Genomic DNA, 18,501 nt, shown 5'->3' on the forward strand with positions numbered 1-18,501 from the left:
CACCTTTTTATAAAGGAGGAGCTTTATTGAAATCAGGAAAGATAATTAAAGTATCCGGACCACTAGTCGTAGCTTCTGGCATGGAAGATGCCAATGTCTATGATGTGGTAGAAGTTTCTAAAGACAAATTAATTGGTGAAGTTATTGAAATGAGAGGAGACCAAGCCTCTATTCAAGTATATGAAGAAACTACAGGCATAGGACCTGGAGATGAAGTTTATACAACAGGAGCACCCCTATCAGTTGAGCTAGGACCTGGAATGATTGAGCAAATGTTTGACGGAATTCAAAGACCATTAGTTGGACTTAGAGACGAAGCCGGAGACTTTCTAGAAAGAGGAGTTACAGTAAATCCTTTAAATAGAGATAAAAAATGGGAATTTAAAAAAGTTGCTAATGTTGGAGATGAAGTTGAGCCGGGAGATGTTCTTGGTACAGTTGAAGAAACTCCAGTAGTAACCCACAAGATTATGGTTCCCAATGGTATAAATGGAAAGATTAAGGACATTAAAGAAGGTTCCTTTACCGTTGTTGATACTGTTGCAGTTATTGAAACTGAAGATGGCGACAAGGAACTTAACATGATCCAAAGATGGCCAGTTAGAAAGGGAAGACCTTACAAGAAAAAGGTTGATCCTAAGGAACCACTTATTACAGGTCAAAGGGTAATTGATACTTTCTTCCCAATAACTAAGGGTGGTACTGCAGCTATACCAGGACCTTTCGGTTCAGGTAAGACAGTTGTACAACACCAACTTGCTAAGTGGGCAGATGCACAAATAGTTGTTTATGTTGGTTGTGGCGAACGTGGAAACGAAATGACAGACGTACTTATGGAATTTCCAGAACTAATAGATCCAAATACTGGCGAATCTATTATGAAGAGGACAGTTCTTATTGCCAACACATCTAACATGCCAGTTGCTGCTCGTGAAGCCTCAATATATACAGGAATCACAATTTCTGAATACTTTAGAGACATGGGATATTCTGTTGCCATGATGGCGGACTCAACATCTCGTTGGGCAGAGGCTCTTCGTGAAATGTCTGGTCGTCTTGAAGAGATGCCTGGTGACGAAGGTTACCCAGCTTATCTTGCATCAAGAATTGCAGAATTTTATGAAAGAGCAGGACGTGTTCTTGTAAATGGTAAGGAAGAAAGAGAAGGAGCCCTATCAGTTATAGGTGCAGTTTCTCCTCCAGGTGGAGATATTTCTGAGCCAGTAACACAAAATACACTTAGAATTGTAAAAATATTCTGGAAGCTTGACTATGATTTATCATATCAAAGACACTTCCCGGCAATTAACTGGATAGACTCTTACTCTTTGTATCAACCAAAGATAGATGCTTATCTAGATGAAAATATAGACAGAAGATTTTCTAAACTTAGAAAGAGATCAATGGCCCTTCTACAAGAAGAAACTTCTTTACTTGAAGTAGTAAGACTAGTTGGTCGTGATTCGCTTTCTGATGAAGACCAAATGAAATTACACACAAGTAAGTCAATTCGTGAAGACTTTTTACAACAAAATGCCTTCCACGATGTTGATACCTTCTGTCCATTGGAAAAACAATTTAAGATGTTAGACACAATTCTTTACTTCTATGACAGGGGACAAGAAGCCCTAGAAAATGGAGCCTACTTTAGCGAAATTGAAGAACTTGATGTTAAAGAAAGTATTGCAAGAATGAAGTATGTTCCAAATGAAGAATTGGAAAAAATTGATGAAATAAAGGACAAAATTGTTAGTCAGCTTAATAAATTAGTAGAGGTCGGTGATACAGATGCTTAAAGAATATAAATCAGTAACAGAAGTTGTTGGACCTCTTATGACTGTAGAAGGTGTAGAAGGTGCAGCCTATGAAGAACTAGTTGACATCGAGCTGCAAAATGGAGAAAAAAGACGTGGTCGTGTAATCGAAATTGACGGTGATAAGGCCATGGTGCAAATCTTCGAAGGTTCTAGTGGAATCAACCTTAAGGATACAAGTGTTAGGTTCTTAGGTAAGCCTCTCGAACTTGGAGTTTCACCTGACATGATTGGTAGAGTCTTTGATGGACTTGGAGAACCAATTGATGATGGTCCAAAGATTATTCCAGAAGAAAAAATTGATATAAATGGTACTGCAATTAACCCAGTATCAAGAGACTACCCATCAGAATTTATTCAAACTGGTGTGTCTGTAATTGACGGACTTAACACTCTTGTTAGGGGACAAAAACTTCCTATTTTCTCTGCAGCAGGACTTCCTCACAACGAACTTGCGGCTCAAATTGCAAGACAAGCTACAGTACTTTCTGGTGGAGACTTCGCCGTTGTATTTGCAGCTATGGGTATTACTTTTGAAGAAGCTCAATACTTTATTGATGACTTCACAAAGACAGGTGCCATTGACAGGGCAGTTCTATTTATGAACCTTGCAGATGACCCGGCAATTGAAAGACTTGCAACACCAAAGATGGCTCTTACGGCAGCAGAATACTTGGCTTTTGAAGAAGGCAAGCACGTTCTTGTTATATTAACAGATATGACAAACTATGCAGAAGCCCTAAGAGAAGTTTCTGCAGCAAGAAAGGAAGTTCCAGGTAGACGTGGTTACCCAGGTTATCTATATACTGACCTTGCAGGTATCTATGAAAGAGCTGGAAGAATAAAGGGAAGAGATGGATCTATCACTCAAATCCCTATCCTAACAATGCCAGAAGGTGACATCACTCACCCAATCCCTGACTTGACTGGATATATCACAGAGGGACAAATAATCCTTTCAACAGAATTATTTAAACAAGGTCTAGAGCCACCTATTAACGCCATCCCATCCTTATCAAGACTTAAGGACAAGGGTATTGGTAAGGGCAAGACTCGTGAAGACCACGCAGATACAATGAACCAAATTTACGCTGCTTACACAGCAGGTAAAGAAGCAAAAGAATTATCAGCAATCTTAGGGGAAACTGCCTTAACAGAAACAGACAAGGCCTTTGCTCAATTTGCAGATATGTTTGAAAAACAATATGTATCTCAAGGTTTTGAAACAAATAGGTCTATACTTGAAACCCTAAACTTAGGTTGGGAACTTTTATCTATAATTCCTAAGACAGAACTTAAGAGAATTGACGACAAATTAATTGAAAAATATTTGGGCGATAAGGAGAATAAAGAGGAGGATTCTAAGGATCCTGAAAATTTAGAAAATGAGGGATTATAATGGCAAGACTAAATATAAACCCCACAAGGATGAACCTATCCATTCTAAAAACAAAACTTGAAACATCAAAAAGAGGCCACAAACTTTTAAAGGACAAGCAAGATGAACTTATGAGACAGTTCATCACACTTATCAAGGAAAATAAAAAGTTAAGACTTGAAGTGGAAGACAAACTTCAAGATTCTTTCAAGGCCTTCTTGATGGCATCAGCTGCCATGAGTCCTGAAATGTTAGAAGAAGCAATTGCCCTTCCAACAACAAGGACTTTAGTTGATATAAAAAAGAAAAATATTATGTCTGTTAACGTACCTGAAATGGAATTTATAACAAAGAAGACATCAGAAGATGCATCAAGATATCCCTACGGATATGCACAGACAACTTCAGACCTTGACTCAGCTATAGATAATCTTACAGAAGTAATGGAAGAGCTTTTGACCCTAACTCAGAAAGAAAAGGCGTCACAACTTCTTGCTAACGAAATCGAAAAGACGAGAAGAAGAGTAAATGCACTTGAGTACAAAACAATTCCAGACTTAGAAGAGACTATAAAATATATTCGTTCAAAACTTGATGAAAGTGAAAGGGCAAATATAACAAGACTAATGAAGGTCAAGGACATCATCTCAAAAGAAGAGATGAAGGAAGAAAAATCAGAAAAAGTAAATGCAGAACTTGCATGAGAATAATAAAGCTAGAGAAAAATCTCTGGCTTTTTTATTTTTAGAAAATTTAAATTAAAGTTTAATTGAGTTTTATTAATTAAAGATTATGATAGAACTTTCAAACTTTGTGTGTGGCCATGTATTTCATTGGTTATAAATAAATTATAAGAAGAAATCATTAGAGGGAGGAATAAAATGAAATTTTTACACACAATGATTAGGGTAAAAGATCTAGAAAAATCTGAAAAGTTTTATAAAGAAAATTTGGGTTTTGTAGAATCAAGACGCAAGGACTTTCCAGAAGATGAATTTACACTAGTCTATTTAAAATTAGAGGATTCACCCTATGAATTAGAATTAACTTATAATTATGACGGAAGAGATTACACATTGGGCGACGGTTACGGTCACATTGCAATCTCTCACCCAGACATCAAAGCCTTTAGGGAAGAATTAAAAGAAAAGGGTTGTGATGTAACAGAACTTAAAGCCCTTTCAGACAATTCAGATTCTTATTTCTTTGTAAAAGATCCAGATGGATACAAGATTGAAGTTATTGGTGAAAAATAAATTATAAATAAAACCACCTTGTGAAGTGAATTCATAAGGTGGTTTGCTTTTACATATTATTTTTTATTTTAGCATTTAATCTCGAAATGTCCCTTTTGTAAATTGCGTATTCTATAAACCATATTCCAAGATAGATTAAAAAGTAAATAGCAAGAAATATGGCAAGAGATAAAAAGGACTTTTGGAACCAGTAGAGTTTGTAGCCTACAAAAATCATAGTTGAAGCAGTCAATAGAAAGTGAAGAATGGTCCTTACAAGTATTGAAAGTTTTTCTTCTTCCCAAACTACAGAGGCAAAGCCAAATACCAGACCAAGAAGTCCAACGAGGTAAATTGACAAAAAGCTTGCTGAAAAGACTGACTTAGAGTTCTCAATTAACATTGGATTGGCAATAGAAAAATCTCCATCAGTGAAGAAGTAGGACATGACAAGAGAAATTACAAGCAAAACAAATTCACAAATCAAAAGACCATTTACCATTCGACTAATAATTTTTTTCATAAAATCACCTCATATACCAAGAGTTTCTTTAATTTTTTTTACATATCTTCGAGAGACAAAGGTCTTGGAATTATTTTTCATTTTTACAGAAATAGTTCCAGAGTAGGATAAGTCAAAGCTATCAACTAAATTTAGGTTGATAAGTTCAGAATTTGAAATTCTAACAAACTTCTTAGACTTTAAAATATCTTCAAGCTGATAAATTCTTTTCTTTACTAAATATTTTTCATCTATAGACTCAGCAAAGACCTTTGAATTCTCTGTGTAAATTCTATAAATTTTTGCAGGATTTAGAATTTTTATCTTCTCATCAAGAAAACCAATTAAAAGACTCTCTGAATTTTCTAGTACAAAGGACTTGATACTTAGAACTTCTTCCGTAATCTTATCTGTGTAAACAAAAGTTTTGGGAAGCTTATAAGCTTCATCTATTTTAATTTCAAAATCCATATGTGACCTCCTTTACTTATAATATAAACCATGAGAAGAAAAAGTAAATAAATCTCAGCTAAGTGGTCAAAATTTTTATATAAGTGGTAAAAGAAAAAGTGTAGGAATGTTCCTACACTTAATCTAATAAAATTCCTTTTAAAATTCCATGAAGAAGATGGTCGCCATTTTCGTCATAGACATCGGAAGTTATATCAATAAAATTTTTGCCATTTTTATTTTCGATATTGTCAACTACATTAATACTTTTGATTTTTCTTCCTGTATATGCTTTTTTCAAAAAATCAAATTCCATCCTATACATCAAAATATCGTAATCGCCACCAATTTTATTGGTAAGACTTGCTGTCAGAAGACCTTGCAAAAGATATTCGCCCTTGTCGTTGGGACTTTCGTGGTGCTTGCCCCAAAAGTTAGCATTTTCTGCATAGTCCTTCAGGTCCTTCTCAGTAAAAACTCTTTCGTAAATAACTTCATCGCCTTTATTTAATCTCATAATAACACCTCAATTATAATATACCCAATAATTAAATTAAATTTGGGTATATTATAATTGAGGTGTTAAAATGAAGAAAATTTTATTATACGGACTTGACAGTGAAAAAACAAAAATCACTGAAGAAGTTGCAAGTGAATTTGGAATTGAATTAAATAAAATAAATGAGGAAAATTTAGAAGAAAAAGTTGGAAAACTTTTTGAAGAAGATTTAAGCAAGAATGAAGTACTAGAAGCTGAAGAAAAGCTTATGGTTTTATCAGACATGGATAGGGAAGAGCTGCGTGACTTCCTATTAGGTCTTAAGGGCAAGGGAGTCATGGTAGACCACAAGTGCGTCCTTACAAAGACTAATGCAGAATGGACCTTTGGATTTTTAATGGGACACATTGCTGATGAACACAGGGTGGTTACAAAATTTAGAGAACTTGGTGGACTTGTAAAGATTGCCCTTGATAAACTTGAAAAAGAAGCTGACCAAGACTTGAAAAAACTTGTGGATAGGGCAATGGAAAATAGAGACAGAGAACTTGACGAAGAAAGAATTGACAAGGACATAAGAGATTTAAAAGATAGATTAAATATAAAATAAATTTAAACCCAGAAGCTTTTCTGGGTTATTTTTATGAATTTAATTAAGAGCTAAAAATTAAATAAGTTATAGCTTAAAGCAATAACTTTAAATTTTTATAAGATATCTAGGAAGAAAATCCCTAACAGATATTTCATAAAACATAAAAAAATAAAACCTCGATGTATTAATTACACCGAGGTTTTTTAAGCTTTATAAATTTTTAAAATTAAAATTCTGTTATGTCATAGATATCCATGTTTTCTTCATGGAATTTTTTATTCTTAACTGCTACTCTTGCTGCTAATGTGTCAAGTGATGTCACTATGTCGATGCCATATTCTGTAGCCATTCTTCTAATTTTAAAGCCATCTCTTGTTGAATCGCCACCCTTTGTTGGAGTGTTAACTACAAGGTCGATTTCACCGTTTCTTATTACATCAAGGATATTTGGTCTTGGGTCATTGATTTTGCCAACTTCCTTGGCTTCGATTCCAGCTTCTTTTAAGAATTTACAAGTTCCCTTAGTTGCTACAATCTTGTAACCCATATCTTGCATTGTCTTTGCAATTCCTAAAAATTCTTCCTTGTCATTGTCATTAATTGTTGCAAGCACACGTGATGCATTGTCTTCTATTGCAGATCCTCCTGCTAGGAAGCCTTTGAAAAGTGCTTCGTCAATGTCTTTTCCAACTCCAAGGACTTCTCCAGTAGATTTCATTTCAGGTCCAAGAGAAATTTCTACCCTGTTAAGTTTTGACATGGAGAAAACTGGAACTTTAACAGCCATTAATTTTGGTTCTTTGTAAATGCCTGTGCCATAAGAAAGGTCAGCTAATTTTTCGCCGAGCATTGTCTTTGTTGCAAGGTCCACTATAGGAACTCCAGAAACCTTTGAGATATAAGGAACTGTTCTTGATGCACGAGGGTTTACTTCTATGATATAAAGTTCATTTTTGTATTCAATGAATTGGATGTTGATCATGCCCTTAACGTGTAGTGCCTTGGCAATTTTCTTTGTGTAATCTAAAATTTTATCTTTGATTTCATTTGAGATGTTAATGCTTGGATAAATTGTGATTGAGTCACCAGAGTGAACTCCAGCTCTTTCAAGGTGTTCCATAATTCCTGGTATCAATACATCTTCGCCATCTGATATAGCATCAACTTCAATTTCACGACCCACTAGGTATTTGTCAATTAGGACAGGATTAATTGCATCTCTTTCAAAGGCACCCTTTAGGTAAGTTACAAGACTTTCTTCGTCGTAAGTTATTTGCATACCTTGGCCACCTAGTACATAGGATGGTCTAACAAGTAGTGGATAACCAAGTTCTTTTGCAACTTCAAGACCTTCCTTGATATTGAAGACTCCGTGTCCCTTAGGTCTATTGATTTTTAATTCTTCGAGCATTTCGTCAAATTTTTCTCTATCTTCAGCCCTGTCAATGTCTTCGAAGTCAGTTCCAAAGATATTTACCTTTTGATCGTGAAGGTATTTTGCAAGTTTAATTGCAGTTTGGCCACCAAAGGCAAGGATAACTCCCATTGGTTTTTCTGTGTCAATAATTGATTTTACTTCTTCTTCAGTAAGTGGTTCAAAGTAAAGTTTGTCTGATGTATCAAAGTCAGTTGAAACAGTTTCTGGGTTGTTATTTATAGTAATTGTTTCGATTCCCATCTTAATAAGAGCTTTGATTGCATGAACACTGCAGTAGTCAAACTCAATTCCTTGACCAATTCTTATTGGACCAGATCCAATTACAATTATTTTTTTCTTGTCAGAGATAATATTTTCGTCTGTCTTTTCATAAGTTGAGTAGTAGTAAGCACCATTTTTTCTAAATGGAGAAGTATCTACTCTTCTGTAGTTTGGAAGAATATTGTTCTCTTGACGAAGGTCAACAACTTCATCTATATCAACGCCAAGTGCTGATGCAATAGTCTTGTCAGAAAAACCTAATTTCTTTAACTTAGTCAATTCTTCTGGAGTTATTGTATCTAGACTTAAGTTTTTAAGCTTTTCTTCTTCACGAACAATTCTTTCGATTTTTTCTAAGAAGTAAAGGTCAATGCCAGTTATGTCGTGAATCATTTCTATAGAAAGTCCACGTCTAATTATTTCTGCAACGTCGAATAGTCTTTCATCGTCAGGGAATTTTATTCTCTTCTTTAATTCTTCGGTAGTTCTTTCTTCAGAGAACTTTGATTCAAGAGAGAATTTGGAAATTTCAAGAGATCTTATACCCTTTAGTAGAGCTTCTTCAAAGGATGAACCAATGGACATAATTTCACCAGTTGCCATCATCTTTGTACCAAGTTTTCTGTTGGCAAACTTGAACTTGTCAAAAGGCCATTTAGGGATTTTAACAACTACATAGTTACATTTTGGTTCGTAGTTTTCAATAGTTTCGCCAGTAGTTTCGTTTTGGATTTCATTTAGGTTTAGGCCAAGGGCAATCTTTGTTGCAATCCTTGCTATTGGATAGCCTGTTGCCTTTGATGCAAGAGCTGATGAACGAGAAACTCTTGGGTTAATTTCAATAATTGCATAGTCAAGTGTTTCTGGATTTAGGGCAAGTTGTACGTTACAAGCACCAACAACATTTACACTTTCTACTATATTAAGGGCAGATTTTTTTAACTTAGCTAGAACATCTTTATCAAGACTTTGGCAAGGAGCAACAACTATGGAGTCGCCTGTGTGAACCCCAACTGGGTCTACATTTTCCATGTCACATACAATTATCTTTTCGCCAGCAGAATCTCTAATTACTTCAAATTCAATTTCCATCCAACCACGAATAGATTTTTCAAGAAGACATTCGTTTACTGGGCTAAGACTAAGTCCATGAGATAAAACTTCTTCGAGTTCTTCTTCATCATAAGCAAAGCCACCGCCAGTTCCTCCAAGAGTGTAGGCAGGTCTAACAACTAGGGGATAGCCAATTTTCTTTGCAAGTTCCTTTCCTTCTTCAAGGCTTGTTGCAATTTCAGAATCAATAATTGGTTCGCCAATTTCCTTCATTGTATTCCTAAAAATATCCCTGTCTTCGCCCTTTTTGATGGCTTCTATGTCAGTACCAATAATTTTTATTCCATATTTTTTTAGGATTCCACGTTTGTCTAGTTCAAGTGTCATGTTGAGACCAGTTTGTCCACCCATACCGGCAATTAATGAGTCAGGTCTTTCTTTTTCTATAATTTTTTCTATAAAAGAAATTGTAATTGGTTCGATGTAAATTTTATCGGCAACACCCTTGTCTGTCATAATAGTAGCAGGATTTGAATTTACAAGAACAGTTTCAACTCCGTTTTTCTTTAGGGTTTCACAAGCTTGTGTACCTGAGTAGTCAAACTCTGCAGCCTGGCCTATGACAATGGGACCAGAACCTATTACTAGTGTCTTCTTAATTGAATTATCTCTTGGCATTTTTTTCTCCTTTTTCCAAATAAAAGATCAAACATTCTTAAAAATGGGCAAAAAAAATTTAGGTCATTAAATTTGCTCAAAAAAAAATCATGCACAAGGACATGATTTTACTCAGTCCTTGGACTGATTTTCTATTTTTTTATCTTTATTATTAAATCACTTTTTGGAAACAATTGCAAGAACTTTTTTTGAAATTTTAAAATTTATATTGAACTTACTTATTAAACTTGTTAGAAACTTCTACAAGTCTTCTTGCTTGGAATCTTACTCAATGATATATCAGCTAATTATTTTGAAATAATGTCTCTTTTATTATTAATATAATATCAATAATTTATTACTCTTAATTAATAAGTTACCCGTAAATGCATATAGAAACATAAAAAATTTAAAACAGTAAAAGTAGATAAAATATAATAAATTATAAAGACGGAAAAATATTCTAAGTCACAAAAAAACATAAAGTCACAAAAAAATATGAAGTCATAAAAATTTATCAAGTCATAGAATTTTATAGACTTATAGAAAATTATAAACGTGGTAGAAATTTGTTAAGTCGAAGGAAAATATTATGGGTGAAGGTCTTGGTAAGTGACATAAACAAAACTGTTAAAATTATTTCAAATTTATTGTATAATGAATTAGATAAGGAGGAGAAGTTATGAGAAAAGTTCTCCATTTAATTAGTGGCGGCGACACAGGTGGTGCAAAGACTCACATCTTCACCCTGATGAAGGGCCTTAGTGGAAAGGTAGATACAAAAATTATCTGCTTTATTAAAGACACCTTTTACGAGGAAGCTAAGGAAAGAGGCATAAACATAGAAGTCTATCCACAGGAAAAGAGGTCAGACCTTTCAGTCGTTTCTAAATTAAGTGACGAAATAAATAAGGGCAAGTATGATTTAGTCCACGCTCATGGAGCGCGAGCTAATTTTATTTGCATGTTTTTAAAAAAGAAAATAAGTATCCCCATGGTCACAACAGTTCACTCAGACTACAAGCTTGACTTTAAGGATTCTTTTTACAAAAATTTGATTTACACGACTTTAAATAAGATGTCTCTAAAGAAATTTGACCATTATATTTGTGTAAGTGACAATTTTAAAAAAATGCTAGTAGATAGGGGCTTTGATAGGGAAAAAATTCACGTTCTTTACAATGGCATAGACACAGAGGAAAAAATTGACCATGATCCCAAGACTGCTTTCTTGGAAAAGCACAAGGTTAATTACAACGGTGAACTCTTAGTTGGTATTGCTGCAAGGTTAGATAAGGTCAAGGACCACGAAACCTTTATAAAGGCTTGCAATGAAACCCTAAAGGTAAATCCAGATATAATTTTCTTAATAGCAGGAGAGGGAGAGGAAAAGAAAAATTTACAAGAGATGGCAAGGTCCTATGGAATAGAAAAAAATATTTATTTCTTAGGCTTTGTAAGGGACAAGTATTCTTTCTTCAATGCTATTGATATAAATGTCTTGACTAGTTTATCAGAGTCTTTCCCTTATGTGATACTTGAGGCAGCTCTCTTAAATGTGCCTACAGTTTCCACAAAGACTGGTGGTATACCTGAGATAATAAAAGACGATTACACTGGATACTTATTCCCAGTGGGCAATTATAAGTCTCTTTCAAGATATATCCTAGACCTTTATAACAAGAGGGACAAGCTAAAGGAATTGGGAGAAAACATAAGGAAAGAAGTTATAGAAAATTATTCTCATGAATCTATGGGAAATAGACAAACAGAAATTTACGAAGAAATATTAAGGGGAGGAAAAAATGAAGATAATTGACAAAAAGGGCAGACTTTTTGGCTTAATTAATATAATTGACTTATTAGTAATTGTATTACTGATTGCACTTGTTGCTGTAGGAGCAAAGAGATTTGGAAATAAGGGACCTGTTGGTGAAGTAACAACTAAAAAAGGAGTTATTACTGCAGAAGTTAAGGATGTTAGAGATGTAACTGCAAACAACATTAAAGTTGGAGACCCAATCTACGATTACGATAAGGGAACTTACCTTGGTAAAATTGTTACTGCTGAAGTTGAACCTTACAAGGACAAGACTGAGTACCAAGGCAAATTTTACAATTCAGAAGTTCCTGACAAATACAGGGTCCTTATGACTATTGACGCAGATGTAAAAGACACGCAAGATTTTTATCAAGTTGGCACTGAACAAGTGAGAATTGGTGCAGAGATGAGAATTAAGAACAAAAGCATCACAACATTTATGACAATACTTGGTGTAGAAGTAAAGAACTAGGTGATTACTATTAACTCATTAACTATAAGGTTTTTAAATAAAATCTATAGGGCCTTTAGTGAATTCTATGAAGACTCCTTTACTAAAAGAGCCCATGATTTTATAGCTAAACCAATAGAGAAAAATTTTGCAAATTCAAAAACTAAACTTGTCCTGGGAGGAGAGAAAGTTTTATTTGCAAATTCCTTTATCTATAAAGTTTATAGGGGCTTATTTAGGCTAATAGAAAGGTTTATGAATTTTCTTGGAAGGATTTTTGAGCCCTTAATAAAAAATTCCTTTTTCTTAGGGGGAGTCTTTTGGTCTCTTAATGACTTTGATGAGATTGCAGGTATTATTTCCAATATAATCTTTTATTCTGGAGTTCTAACCCTAATTATTTCTCTAATTGTAGGGGCAAAAATTATTTTTTCTATTTTATTTATAATTTTAGGAATAATTCTCTCACTATTTAAGGGAAGGTATATGGATATAATTATGGGTTCAAAGTTTTTGGAATTTTTCACAAGCTTCTTTAAATTAGATGAAGGCGGTGAAAACTGGTGGTAAAATCAAGAAAAATTAATTTTATTTTATTGTCTGCAGTTTTCCTAAGTATCATATATTATTTTTTGGGACTTAAGTTATTTTTGGCAGCCTTTCTTGGGATAAGTGGATTGCTTTTAGTTATTTACGATATAAAAATCGGTCTATTTGCATCAGCCTTTCTTTACCCCTTTGTGCCCGATGCTTTAGGCCTAATTATGCTCTTGTCCATGGGATTTTTTGTTTTACTTAGGACTTTCTTATACAAAGAAGAATTTAAGGTTGGGGAGAGGACAGTTCCTCTTGCAATTTTTGTATTTATTATAGTTTTCTCGACTATAACATCAATTGATCCATCGGGTTCAGCTCGTGACTTGGCCTTAAATGCAGCAGGTATTTCCTTTTTATTTGCAATGACAAATTCCATAAAGACAAAGGGCCAGCTTAATGCCTTTATATCAACCCTACTCTTATCTGCTCTTGTAGTTGCACTACTTGGAGTTCTCCAATATTTTACTGGAGTAGAGATGAGACCAGAGTGGCTTGACACAGAAAACAACACAGACATTGCAGTGAGGGTTTACTCAGTATTTTTCAACCCAAATATTTTGGCAGAGTACCTAGTACTTATCACACCAATTGCCGTGGGAATGACTTGGTATACAAAGAGCATGAGAAAAAAATTTCTCTTTGCAGGATCAACTGGAATACTTTTAATCTGTATTGTCATGACCCTATCAAGAGGAGGTTGGGTAGGAATAGCCCTAGCAGCCCTTGCCTTTGTATTATTAGTTGACAAGAGGTTACTTCTTCTTGGAGTGCCAATGGTCTTAGGCGGACTTGCCTTTCTTCCACAAAAAGTTGTAGATAGGATTACTTCCATAGGTTCCACAGTAGATAGTTCAAATATGTATAGGATAAAAATTTGGCAAATAACAAGAGATGTAATTAGGGACAACATGGTTGCAGGAGTTGGTTTTGGCTACGTGCCTTTTAAGGAAACCTTTGAGAGATATATAAGGACAATGCCAATATATCACGCCCACAATACTTATCTTGAAGTTGCAGCAGAAATTGGCCTAATTGGATTTATATTTTTCATCCTTTTACTATTCTCAAGTTTGAAATACACTTATGTAAACCTAGTAAAATCTCAAGACAAATATTATAAATATCTTGGAGCAGGACTTTTTGCAAGTATAATTGGCATCATGGGTCATGGACTTGTGGAACACTTCTTATATATTCCAAGAATTATATTTACCTTCTGGATTGTGCTTGGAATAATTTTCACTGCTATAAAAGTGGAAAAACTTGAGAGAGAAGAAAGTTTAGAAGAAATAGAAAATAAAGATAATTTAAAAGAAGAAAACATAATAGAGGCAGAAACTATTTAGAGAGTGATTAAACAGAGTGATCTTATGAAAAAAATTGTAATATCTGGATACTTTGGTTTTGACAATTCTGGCGACGATGCCATCTTAAAAGCCATGGTAGATGATTTTAAAAAATTAAATATTGATTTAGAGATGACAGCACTCTCAAATAATCCTGAAAAAACAAAAGAGGTTTATGAAATAGGGGCAGTAAATAGATTTTCCTTTAGTGAGGTCCGTGGAGCCCTAAAAGAATCAGATCTCCTCTTGTCTGGTGGAGGATCTATTCTCCAAGATATTACTTCCACAAGGTCTATTATTTATTATCTTTCTGTAATTATCTTGGCAAAGTTTTTGAGAAAAAAAGTTTACGTCTATGCCAATGGAATTGGACCAATAGATAAAAAATTCAACAGGATTTTGACAAGATGGGTCCTAAACAGGGTGGACTATATAAGTTTAAGGGACGATCTCTCCTATAAGTTTGTAAGGGATCTAGGAGTTACCAATAAAAATATAGAAGTAACTGCTGACCCAGTCTTTACCCTTGAAGCTGCAAGTGAAGATAGGGTTGATGAAATCTTAAAGAATGAAAATATTAAGATTACAGATAAGACTATAGGATTTTGCATAAGAGATCAAAAAAATATTGGAGAGATAAAGAATAAATTTGCAGCGACTATCGACAAGTTAATCGAAGATGGTTATGATATTCTCCTTGTTCCCTTCCATAATCCTAGGGACAATATTTATTCAAGCGAAGTTGCAGAGAGATGCCGTCACAAGGACAAGGTAATGCTAATAGAAAACACCTACTCTGCAGGAGAGTTAATGGGAATTTTTAAAAAATTAAAACTCCTTGCGGCTATGAGACTTCACTCACTTGTCTATGCAGCAAGTGTCAATCTTCCAATGGTGGGAATAATTTATGACCCAAAGGTTGAAGCCATGGTAAAGGAACTGGGGATAGAAGAAGCTATTGATGTGGAGAACTTTACTCCAGAAGAACTCTTTACTAAAATAAAATTAGCCCTTGAAAATTTGGAAGAAAGAAGACAAGTTTTAGCTGACAGAGCAGAAGAAATGAGACGAGAGTCTAAGAGAAATGTAGAAATAACTTTGGACTTATTAGAAGAAAAATTTTAAATAGTTTTAACTTAAATATAAAAGAATTTATTAAAAAATTAATTATCACAAAGGGGTCAGATAACTGGCTCCTTTTTTGTTTAAAATTTTATTTTTCAAAAGACTAGACAAAAAATTACATACTTTAAAAGAAAAATTTACAAGAATTTTACAATTGAAGTTTAAGATGATTGTGAATGATTATGAGGAAGGATGAGATTATTTATGAGACACGCAATAGTAGATATAGGATCCAACACAATTAGGTTAATCGTCTTTGACGCTCACGAAGAGACTGAAGAATTAAAAAAAGTTATAAATAAAAAATATACTGCTGGACTAATAACTTATGTGCACGATGGCGAACTTTCTGGAAAGGGAATAAAAAAACTTATAAAGACCCTTGCAAGTATAAAAAATATTGTAGAAGAACTAAAGGTTGACACTTTCTCACCCTTTGCTACAGCATCCTTGAGAAATTTAGACAACACTGAGGAAGTCTTGGCAAGAGTCAAGGAAGAACTTGATATTGATATTGACGTCCTAGACCAAGTTGAGGAAGCCTTTCTTGGAAATGTTGGAATAAGAAGTGAAGTAGAAATTGAAAGTGGACTTTCAATAGATATTGGTGGTGCCAGTACAGAAGTTGTTTATTTCGATGAAGAAGGACCTAAGGAATTTCTAAACTTAAATATTGGTTCACTCTTACTTTTTACTGCAAATGTATCGAGAATTTTGCCAAAGAAAAAAGAAATGCGTGCTATTAAAAAGATTGTTCTTCGTGAAATTAATTCTTTTAAATTTTCTACTAAGACAGACAAATTAGTTGGAATTGGTGGATCAATTAGAACTACAGGAAAAATCATTGAAGACCTTTGGGGAGGAGATGACAAATCCTTTAGCTTAGATGACCTTGATAAATTAATGGAACTTATTGAGGACAAGGACACAGATATTATTAGGTCAATCTTGAGCATAAACCCAGCCAGAATCCATACAACTGTACCTGGAATAATAATTTTAAGAACTTTTATGAAAAAGTTTAATATAAATGAGATACAAGTTTCTGGAAATGGACTGAGAGAAGGTTATTTAATTTATAAAGTATTGGGTGGTAATGATGAAATCGTACTTTCAAAATAGAGAATTATCCTGGCTAAGATTTAACGAAAGAGTACTCCTTGAAGCAACTGAAAAAGAAGTCCCTGACCTGGAGAAATTAAAATTTATTAGTATTTTTATTTCAAATTTAGATGAATTTTTTATGGTTAGGGTTGGCTCTCTTCATGACTTATCTTCCTTGAAAAAAGAAGTAAAAGATAACAAGACTGGGATGAATGCAGAAGAGCAAATCCAGGCAATTTTAGAAACTCTTCCAAAAATATATGAAGAGAAGGACGAGATTTTTAAAGAAGTAAGTGAGAGCTTAGATAAGGTAAATATAAGAAACTTATCCTATGAAAATTTGGATAAAAGTCAAAAAGATTTTGTAGATGACTTTTATATTAATAGGATTGATCAACTTGTGTCTCCTCAAATAGTTGATATAAATCATCCATTTCCATTTTTAGAAAATACGAAATTATATGCCATTGCACATCTAGAGAAAAATGGAGAAAAAGTATTTGGTATAGTTCCAGTTAGAAGAACTTATCCAAAATATTTAATCTTGCCAGGAGAAAACTTTGAATATATTTTAATGGAAAATATAATTCTAAATAAAATTGATGAAATTTTTAAGGATTATGAGGTCTTATCAAAAAATATAATTAAGGTAACAAGGAACACCGACTTTGTTGATGACAGGGATACCTGGGAAGAGTTTGACGACTACACTGAATACATGAAGACCATCTTAAAGAAGAGAAAGAGATTAAATGTTGTGAGGTTGGAATCAGAAGGAAGTCTTCAAAAGCCAAGTCTTAAATTTATTTTGAAAAAGTTGGACTTGGATGAGGCTGCATATTTTCCTTCAGACACACCCCTAAATATGAAATATGTCTTTGATTTAATTGATGAAGTGCCAAAGGCTATAAAAAGTGGTCTCCTCTATAAGGAATTAAGACAATACAATCCTAGCGATTTTTCTTCCAGCGTGACAGAAGATATTAGATTGAAAGACAGGATTTTATCTTATCCCTATGATAGCATGGATACCTTTATATCTCTTCTTAAAGAAGCAGCTAATGACCCTGAGTGTAAGTCCATAAAGATAACAATTTATAGGCTGGCAAAAAATTCTAAAGTTGTTCGATACTTAACTGAGGCAGCACAAAATGGAAAAGAAGTCACAGTTTTTGTTGAGATAAAGGCGAGGTTTGACGAAGAATCAAATATAAATTATGCAAATATCCTATATGAAGAAGGCTGCAACATTATCTACGGCTTTAACAAGTACAAAATGCACTCTAAAATTTGCCTAATAACTTACAAGGACAGTGAAAGTGGCAACTTAAATTACATCACACAAATTGGGACGGGAAATTACAATGAATCCACTGCAAAACAATACACTGATTTTGCCCTAATGACTGCCAATAAAGACATAGGACTTGATGCAACAGACTTCTTTAAAAATATGTCCATTGGCAATTTAGATGGGAAGTACAAACATCTTCTACAGTCACCAACAAGCTTAAAGTCAGGACTTATGCATCTTGTAGAAAGAGAAATTGAAAAGGGAGAAAATGGCTACATCCTTTGTAAATTCAATTCTCTAACAGACAAGGACTTTATAGAAAAATTTGTTGAGGCGTCTCAAAAGGGCGTAAAAGTTGATTTAATTATTAGAGGAATCTCTTGCCTTCTCCCTGGTATAGAAGGCAAAAGTGAAAATATAAGTATTAGGTCTATTGTTGGAAGATTTTTAGAACACCCAAGGGTTTATGTCTTTGGAAAGGACAAGAAAGACATGTACATTTCTTCTGCCGATCTTATGACAAGAAACACTGAAAAGAGAGTGGAGATTGCAACACCAGTCTTAGATGAAGAGATTAGAATTAGGATACTAAATTATCTTGAAATACAAATGCAAGATAATGCTGGCGCTAGGACTATGAATAGTGATGGAGAGTATGAAAAAATTGAAATTCAAGGAGAAAGAATTTCATGTCAAAATTACTTTATAAAAAAGTGTGAAGAAAAGAACTTTGCTGCGAGAAGTAAAGTCGAAAAAACAACTATTGATAAAGAAAAAGTTGAAGATGAAAAAATTAACAAAAAGAACTCTTTCTTTGGCAAGATCTTAAAAATTTTCAAAAAATAAAATTTAAAAAAATACACTTTTACTTTTGGAATTCCTT

General features: G+C 33.9%; 16 protein-coding genes. 12 read left to right on the forward strand and 4 right to left on the reverse strand.

Annotated features, from left to right (window positions below; genetic code table 11):
* Positions 1-26 precede the first annotated feature (26 nt).
* From DRZ96_RS06750 to gloA, 4 genes are all read left to right on the forward strand, one after another.
* Positions 27-1,796, forward strand: a complete 1,770-nt coding sequence (locus DRZ96_RS06750) for a V-type ATP synthase subunit A (protein WP_112890068.1) — start codon at positions 27-29, stop codon at positions 1,794-1,796.
* The gene (locus DRZ96_RS06755; protein WP_070700846.1) at positions 1,789-3,213 is read left to right on the forward strand and encodes a V-type ATP synthase subunit B; all 1,425 of its coding nucleotides are present in this window, start codon (positions 1,789-1,791) and stop codon (positions 3,211-3,213) included. The genes DRZ96_RS06750 and DRZ96_RS06755 overlap by 8 nt, the downstream gene beginning before the upstream one ends.
* Positions 3,213-3,896, forward strand: coding sequence for a V-type ATP synthase subunit D (locus tag DRZ96_RS06760; protein WP_070700849.1), 684 nt, complete (start codon positions 3,213-3,215; stop codon positions 3,894-3,896). The genes DRZ96_RS06755 and DRZ96_RS06760 overlap by 1 nt, the downstream gene beginning before the upstream one ends.
* Before the next feature lie 177 nt (positions 3,897-4,073).
* Positions 4,074-4,448: a lactoylglutathione lyase gene (gloA, locus tag DRZ96_RS06765; protein WP_112890069.1), complete on the forward strand. Its 375-nt coding sequence runs from the start codon at positions 4,074-4,076 to the stop codon at positions 4,446-4,448.
* A 49-nt stretch (positions 4,449-4,497) separates the two neighbouring features.
* Here the strand turns inward: gloA and DRZ96_RS06770 are convergent, their stop codons facing one another.
* The 3 genes from DRZ96_RS06770 to DRZ96_RS06780 form a co-directional block, all read right to left on the reverse strand.
* On the reverse strand, positions 4,498-4,950 hold the full coding sequence (locus DRZ96_RS06770; protein ID WP_112890070.1) for a DUF3021 domain-containing protein: 453 nt from the start codon (positions 4,948-4,950) through the stop codon (positions 4,498-4,500).
* Between the two features lie 9 nt (positions 4,951-4,959).
* Entirely contained in the window at positions 4,960-5,400 is a 441-nt protein-coding gene (locus DRZ96_RS06775; RefSeq protein WP_112890071.1) for a LytTR family DNA-binding domain-containing protein, read from the reverse strand.
* A 118-nt stretch (positions 5,401-5,518) separates the two neighbouring features.
* On the reverse strand, positions 5,519-5,896 hold the full coding sequence (locus tag DRZ96_RS06780) for a hypothetical protein (protein WP_112890072.1): 378 nt from the start codon (positions 5,894-5,896) through the stop codon (positions 5,519-5,521).
* 70 nt (positions 5,897-5,966) lie between these two features.
* Between DRZ96_RS06780 and DRZ96_RS06785 the strand changes: the two genes are divergently transcribed.
* Positions 5,967-6,488, forward strand: coding sequence for a DUF3783 domain-containing protein (locus tag DRZ96_RS06785; protein ID WP_112890073.1), 522 nt, complete (start codon positions 5,967-5,969; stop codon positions 6,486-6,488).
* Positions 6,489-6,696: 208 nt separating this feature from the next.
* On the opposite strand, the gene carB is transcribed toward DRZ96_RS06785, so the two are convergent.
* Entirely contained in the window at positions 6,697-9,900 is a 3,204-nt protein-coding gene (gene carB / locus DRZ96_RS06790; protein ID WP_112890074.1) for a carbamoyl-phosphate synthase large subunit, read from the reverse strand.
* A gap of 661 nt (positions 9,901-10,561) precedes the next feature.
* Between carB and DRZ96_RS06795 the strand changes: the two genes are divergently transcribed.
* The 7 genes from DRZ96_RS06795 (at position 10,562) to ppk1 (ending at position 18,464) form a co-directional block, all read left to right on the forward strand.
* Positions 10,562-11,698, forward strand: coding sequence for a glycosyltransferase family 4 protein (locus tag DRZ96_RS06795; protein WP_112890075.1), 1,137 nt, complete (start codon positions 10,562-10,564; stop codon positions 11,696-11,698).
* Positions 11,685-12,173, forward strand: a complete 489-nt coding sequence (locus tag DRZ96_RS06800) for a DUF4330 domain-containing protein (RefSeq protein ID WP_112890076.1) — start codon at positions 11,685-11,687, stop codon at positions 12,171-12,173. The genes DRZ96_RS06795 and DRZ96_RS06800 overlap by 14 nt, the downstream gene beginning before the upstream one ends.
* Positions 12,174-12,722, forward strand: a complete 549-nt coding sequence (locus DRZ96_RS06805; RefSeq protein WP_112890077.1) for a hypothetical protein — start codon at positions 12,174-12,176, stop codon at positions 12,720-12,722. It begins immediately after the preceding gene.
* A gap of 107 nt (positions 12,723-12,829) precedes the next feature.
* On the forward strand, positions 12,830-14,095 hold the full coding sequence (locus DRZ96_RS06810) for an O-antigen ligase family protein (protein ID WP_256584818.1): 1,266 nt from the start codon (positions 12,830-12,832) through the stop codon (positions 14,093-14,095).
* Between the two features lie 24 nt (positions 14,096-14,119).
* The gene (gene csaB / locus DRZ96_RS06815; RefSeq protein WP_112890079.1) at positions 14,120-15,220 is read left to right on the forward strand and encodes a polysaccharide pyruvyl transferase CsaB; all 1,101 of its coding nucleotides are present in this window, start codon (positions 14,120-14,122) and stop codon (positions 15,218-15,220) included.
* A 192-nt stretch (positions 15,221-15,412) separates the two neighbouring features.
* Complete coding sequence (locus tag DRZ96_RS06820) at positions 15,413-16,342, forward strand: Ppx/GppA phosphatase family protein (protein WP_236587176.1); 930 nt, start codon at positions 15,413-15,415, stop codon at positions 16,340-16,342.
* Positions 16,320-18,464: a polyphosphate kinase 1 gene (gene ppk1, locus DRZ96_RS06825; RefSeq protein WP_172605472.1), complete on the forward strand. Its 2,145-nt coding sequence runs from the start codon at positions 16,320-16,322 to the stop codon at positions 18,462-18,464. Before DRZ96_RS06820 ends, ppk1 begins: the two co-directional genes overlap by 23 nt.
* Positions 18,465-18,501: the final 37 nt, after the last annotated feature.

It is taken from the genome of Peptoniphilus harei (genome assembly GCF_900454685.1).
GTDB classification, from domain to species: domain Bacteria; phylum Bacillota; class Clostridia; order Tissierellales; family Peptoniphilaceae; genus Peptoniphilus_A; species Peptoniphilus_A harei.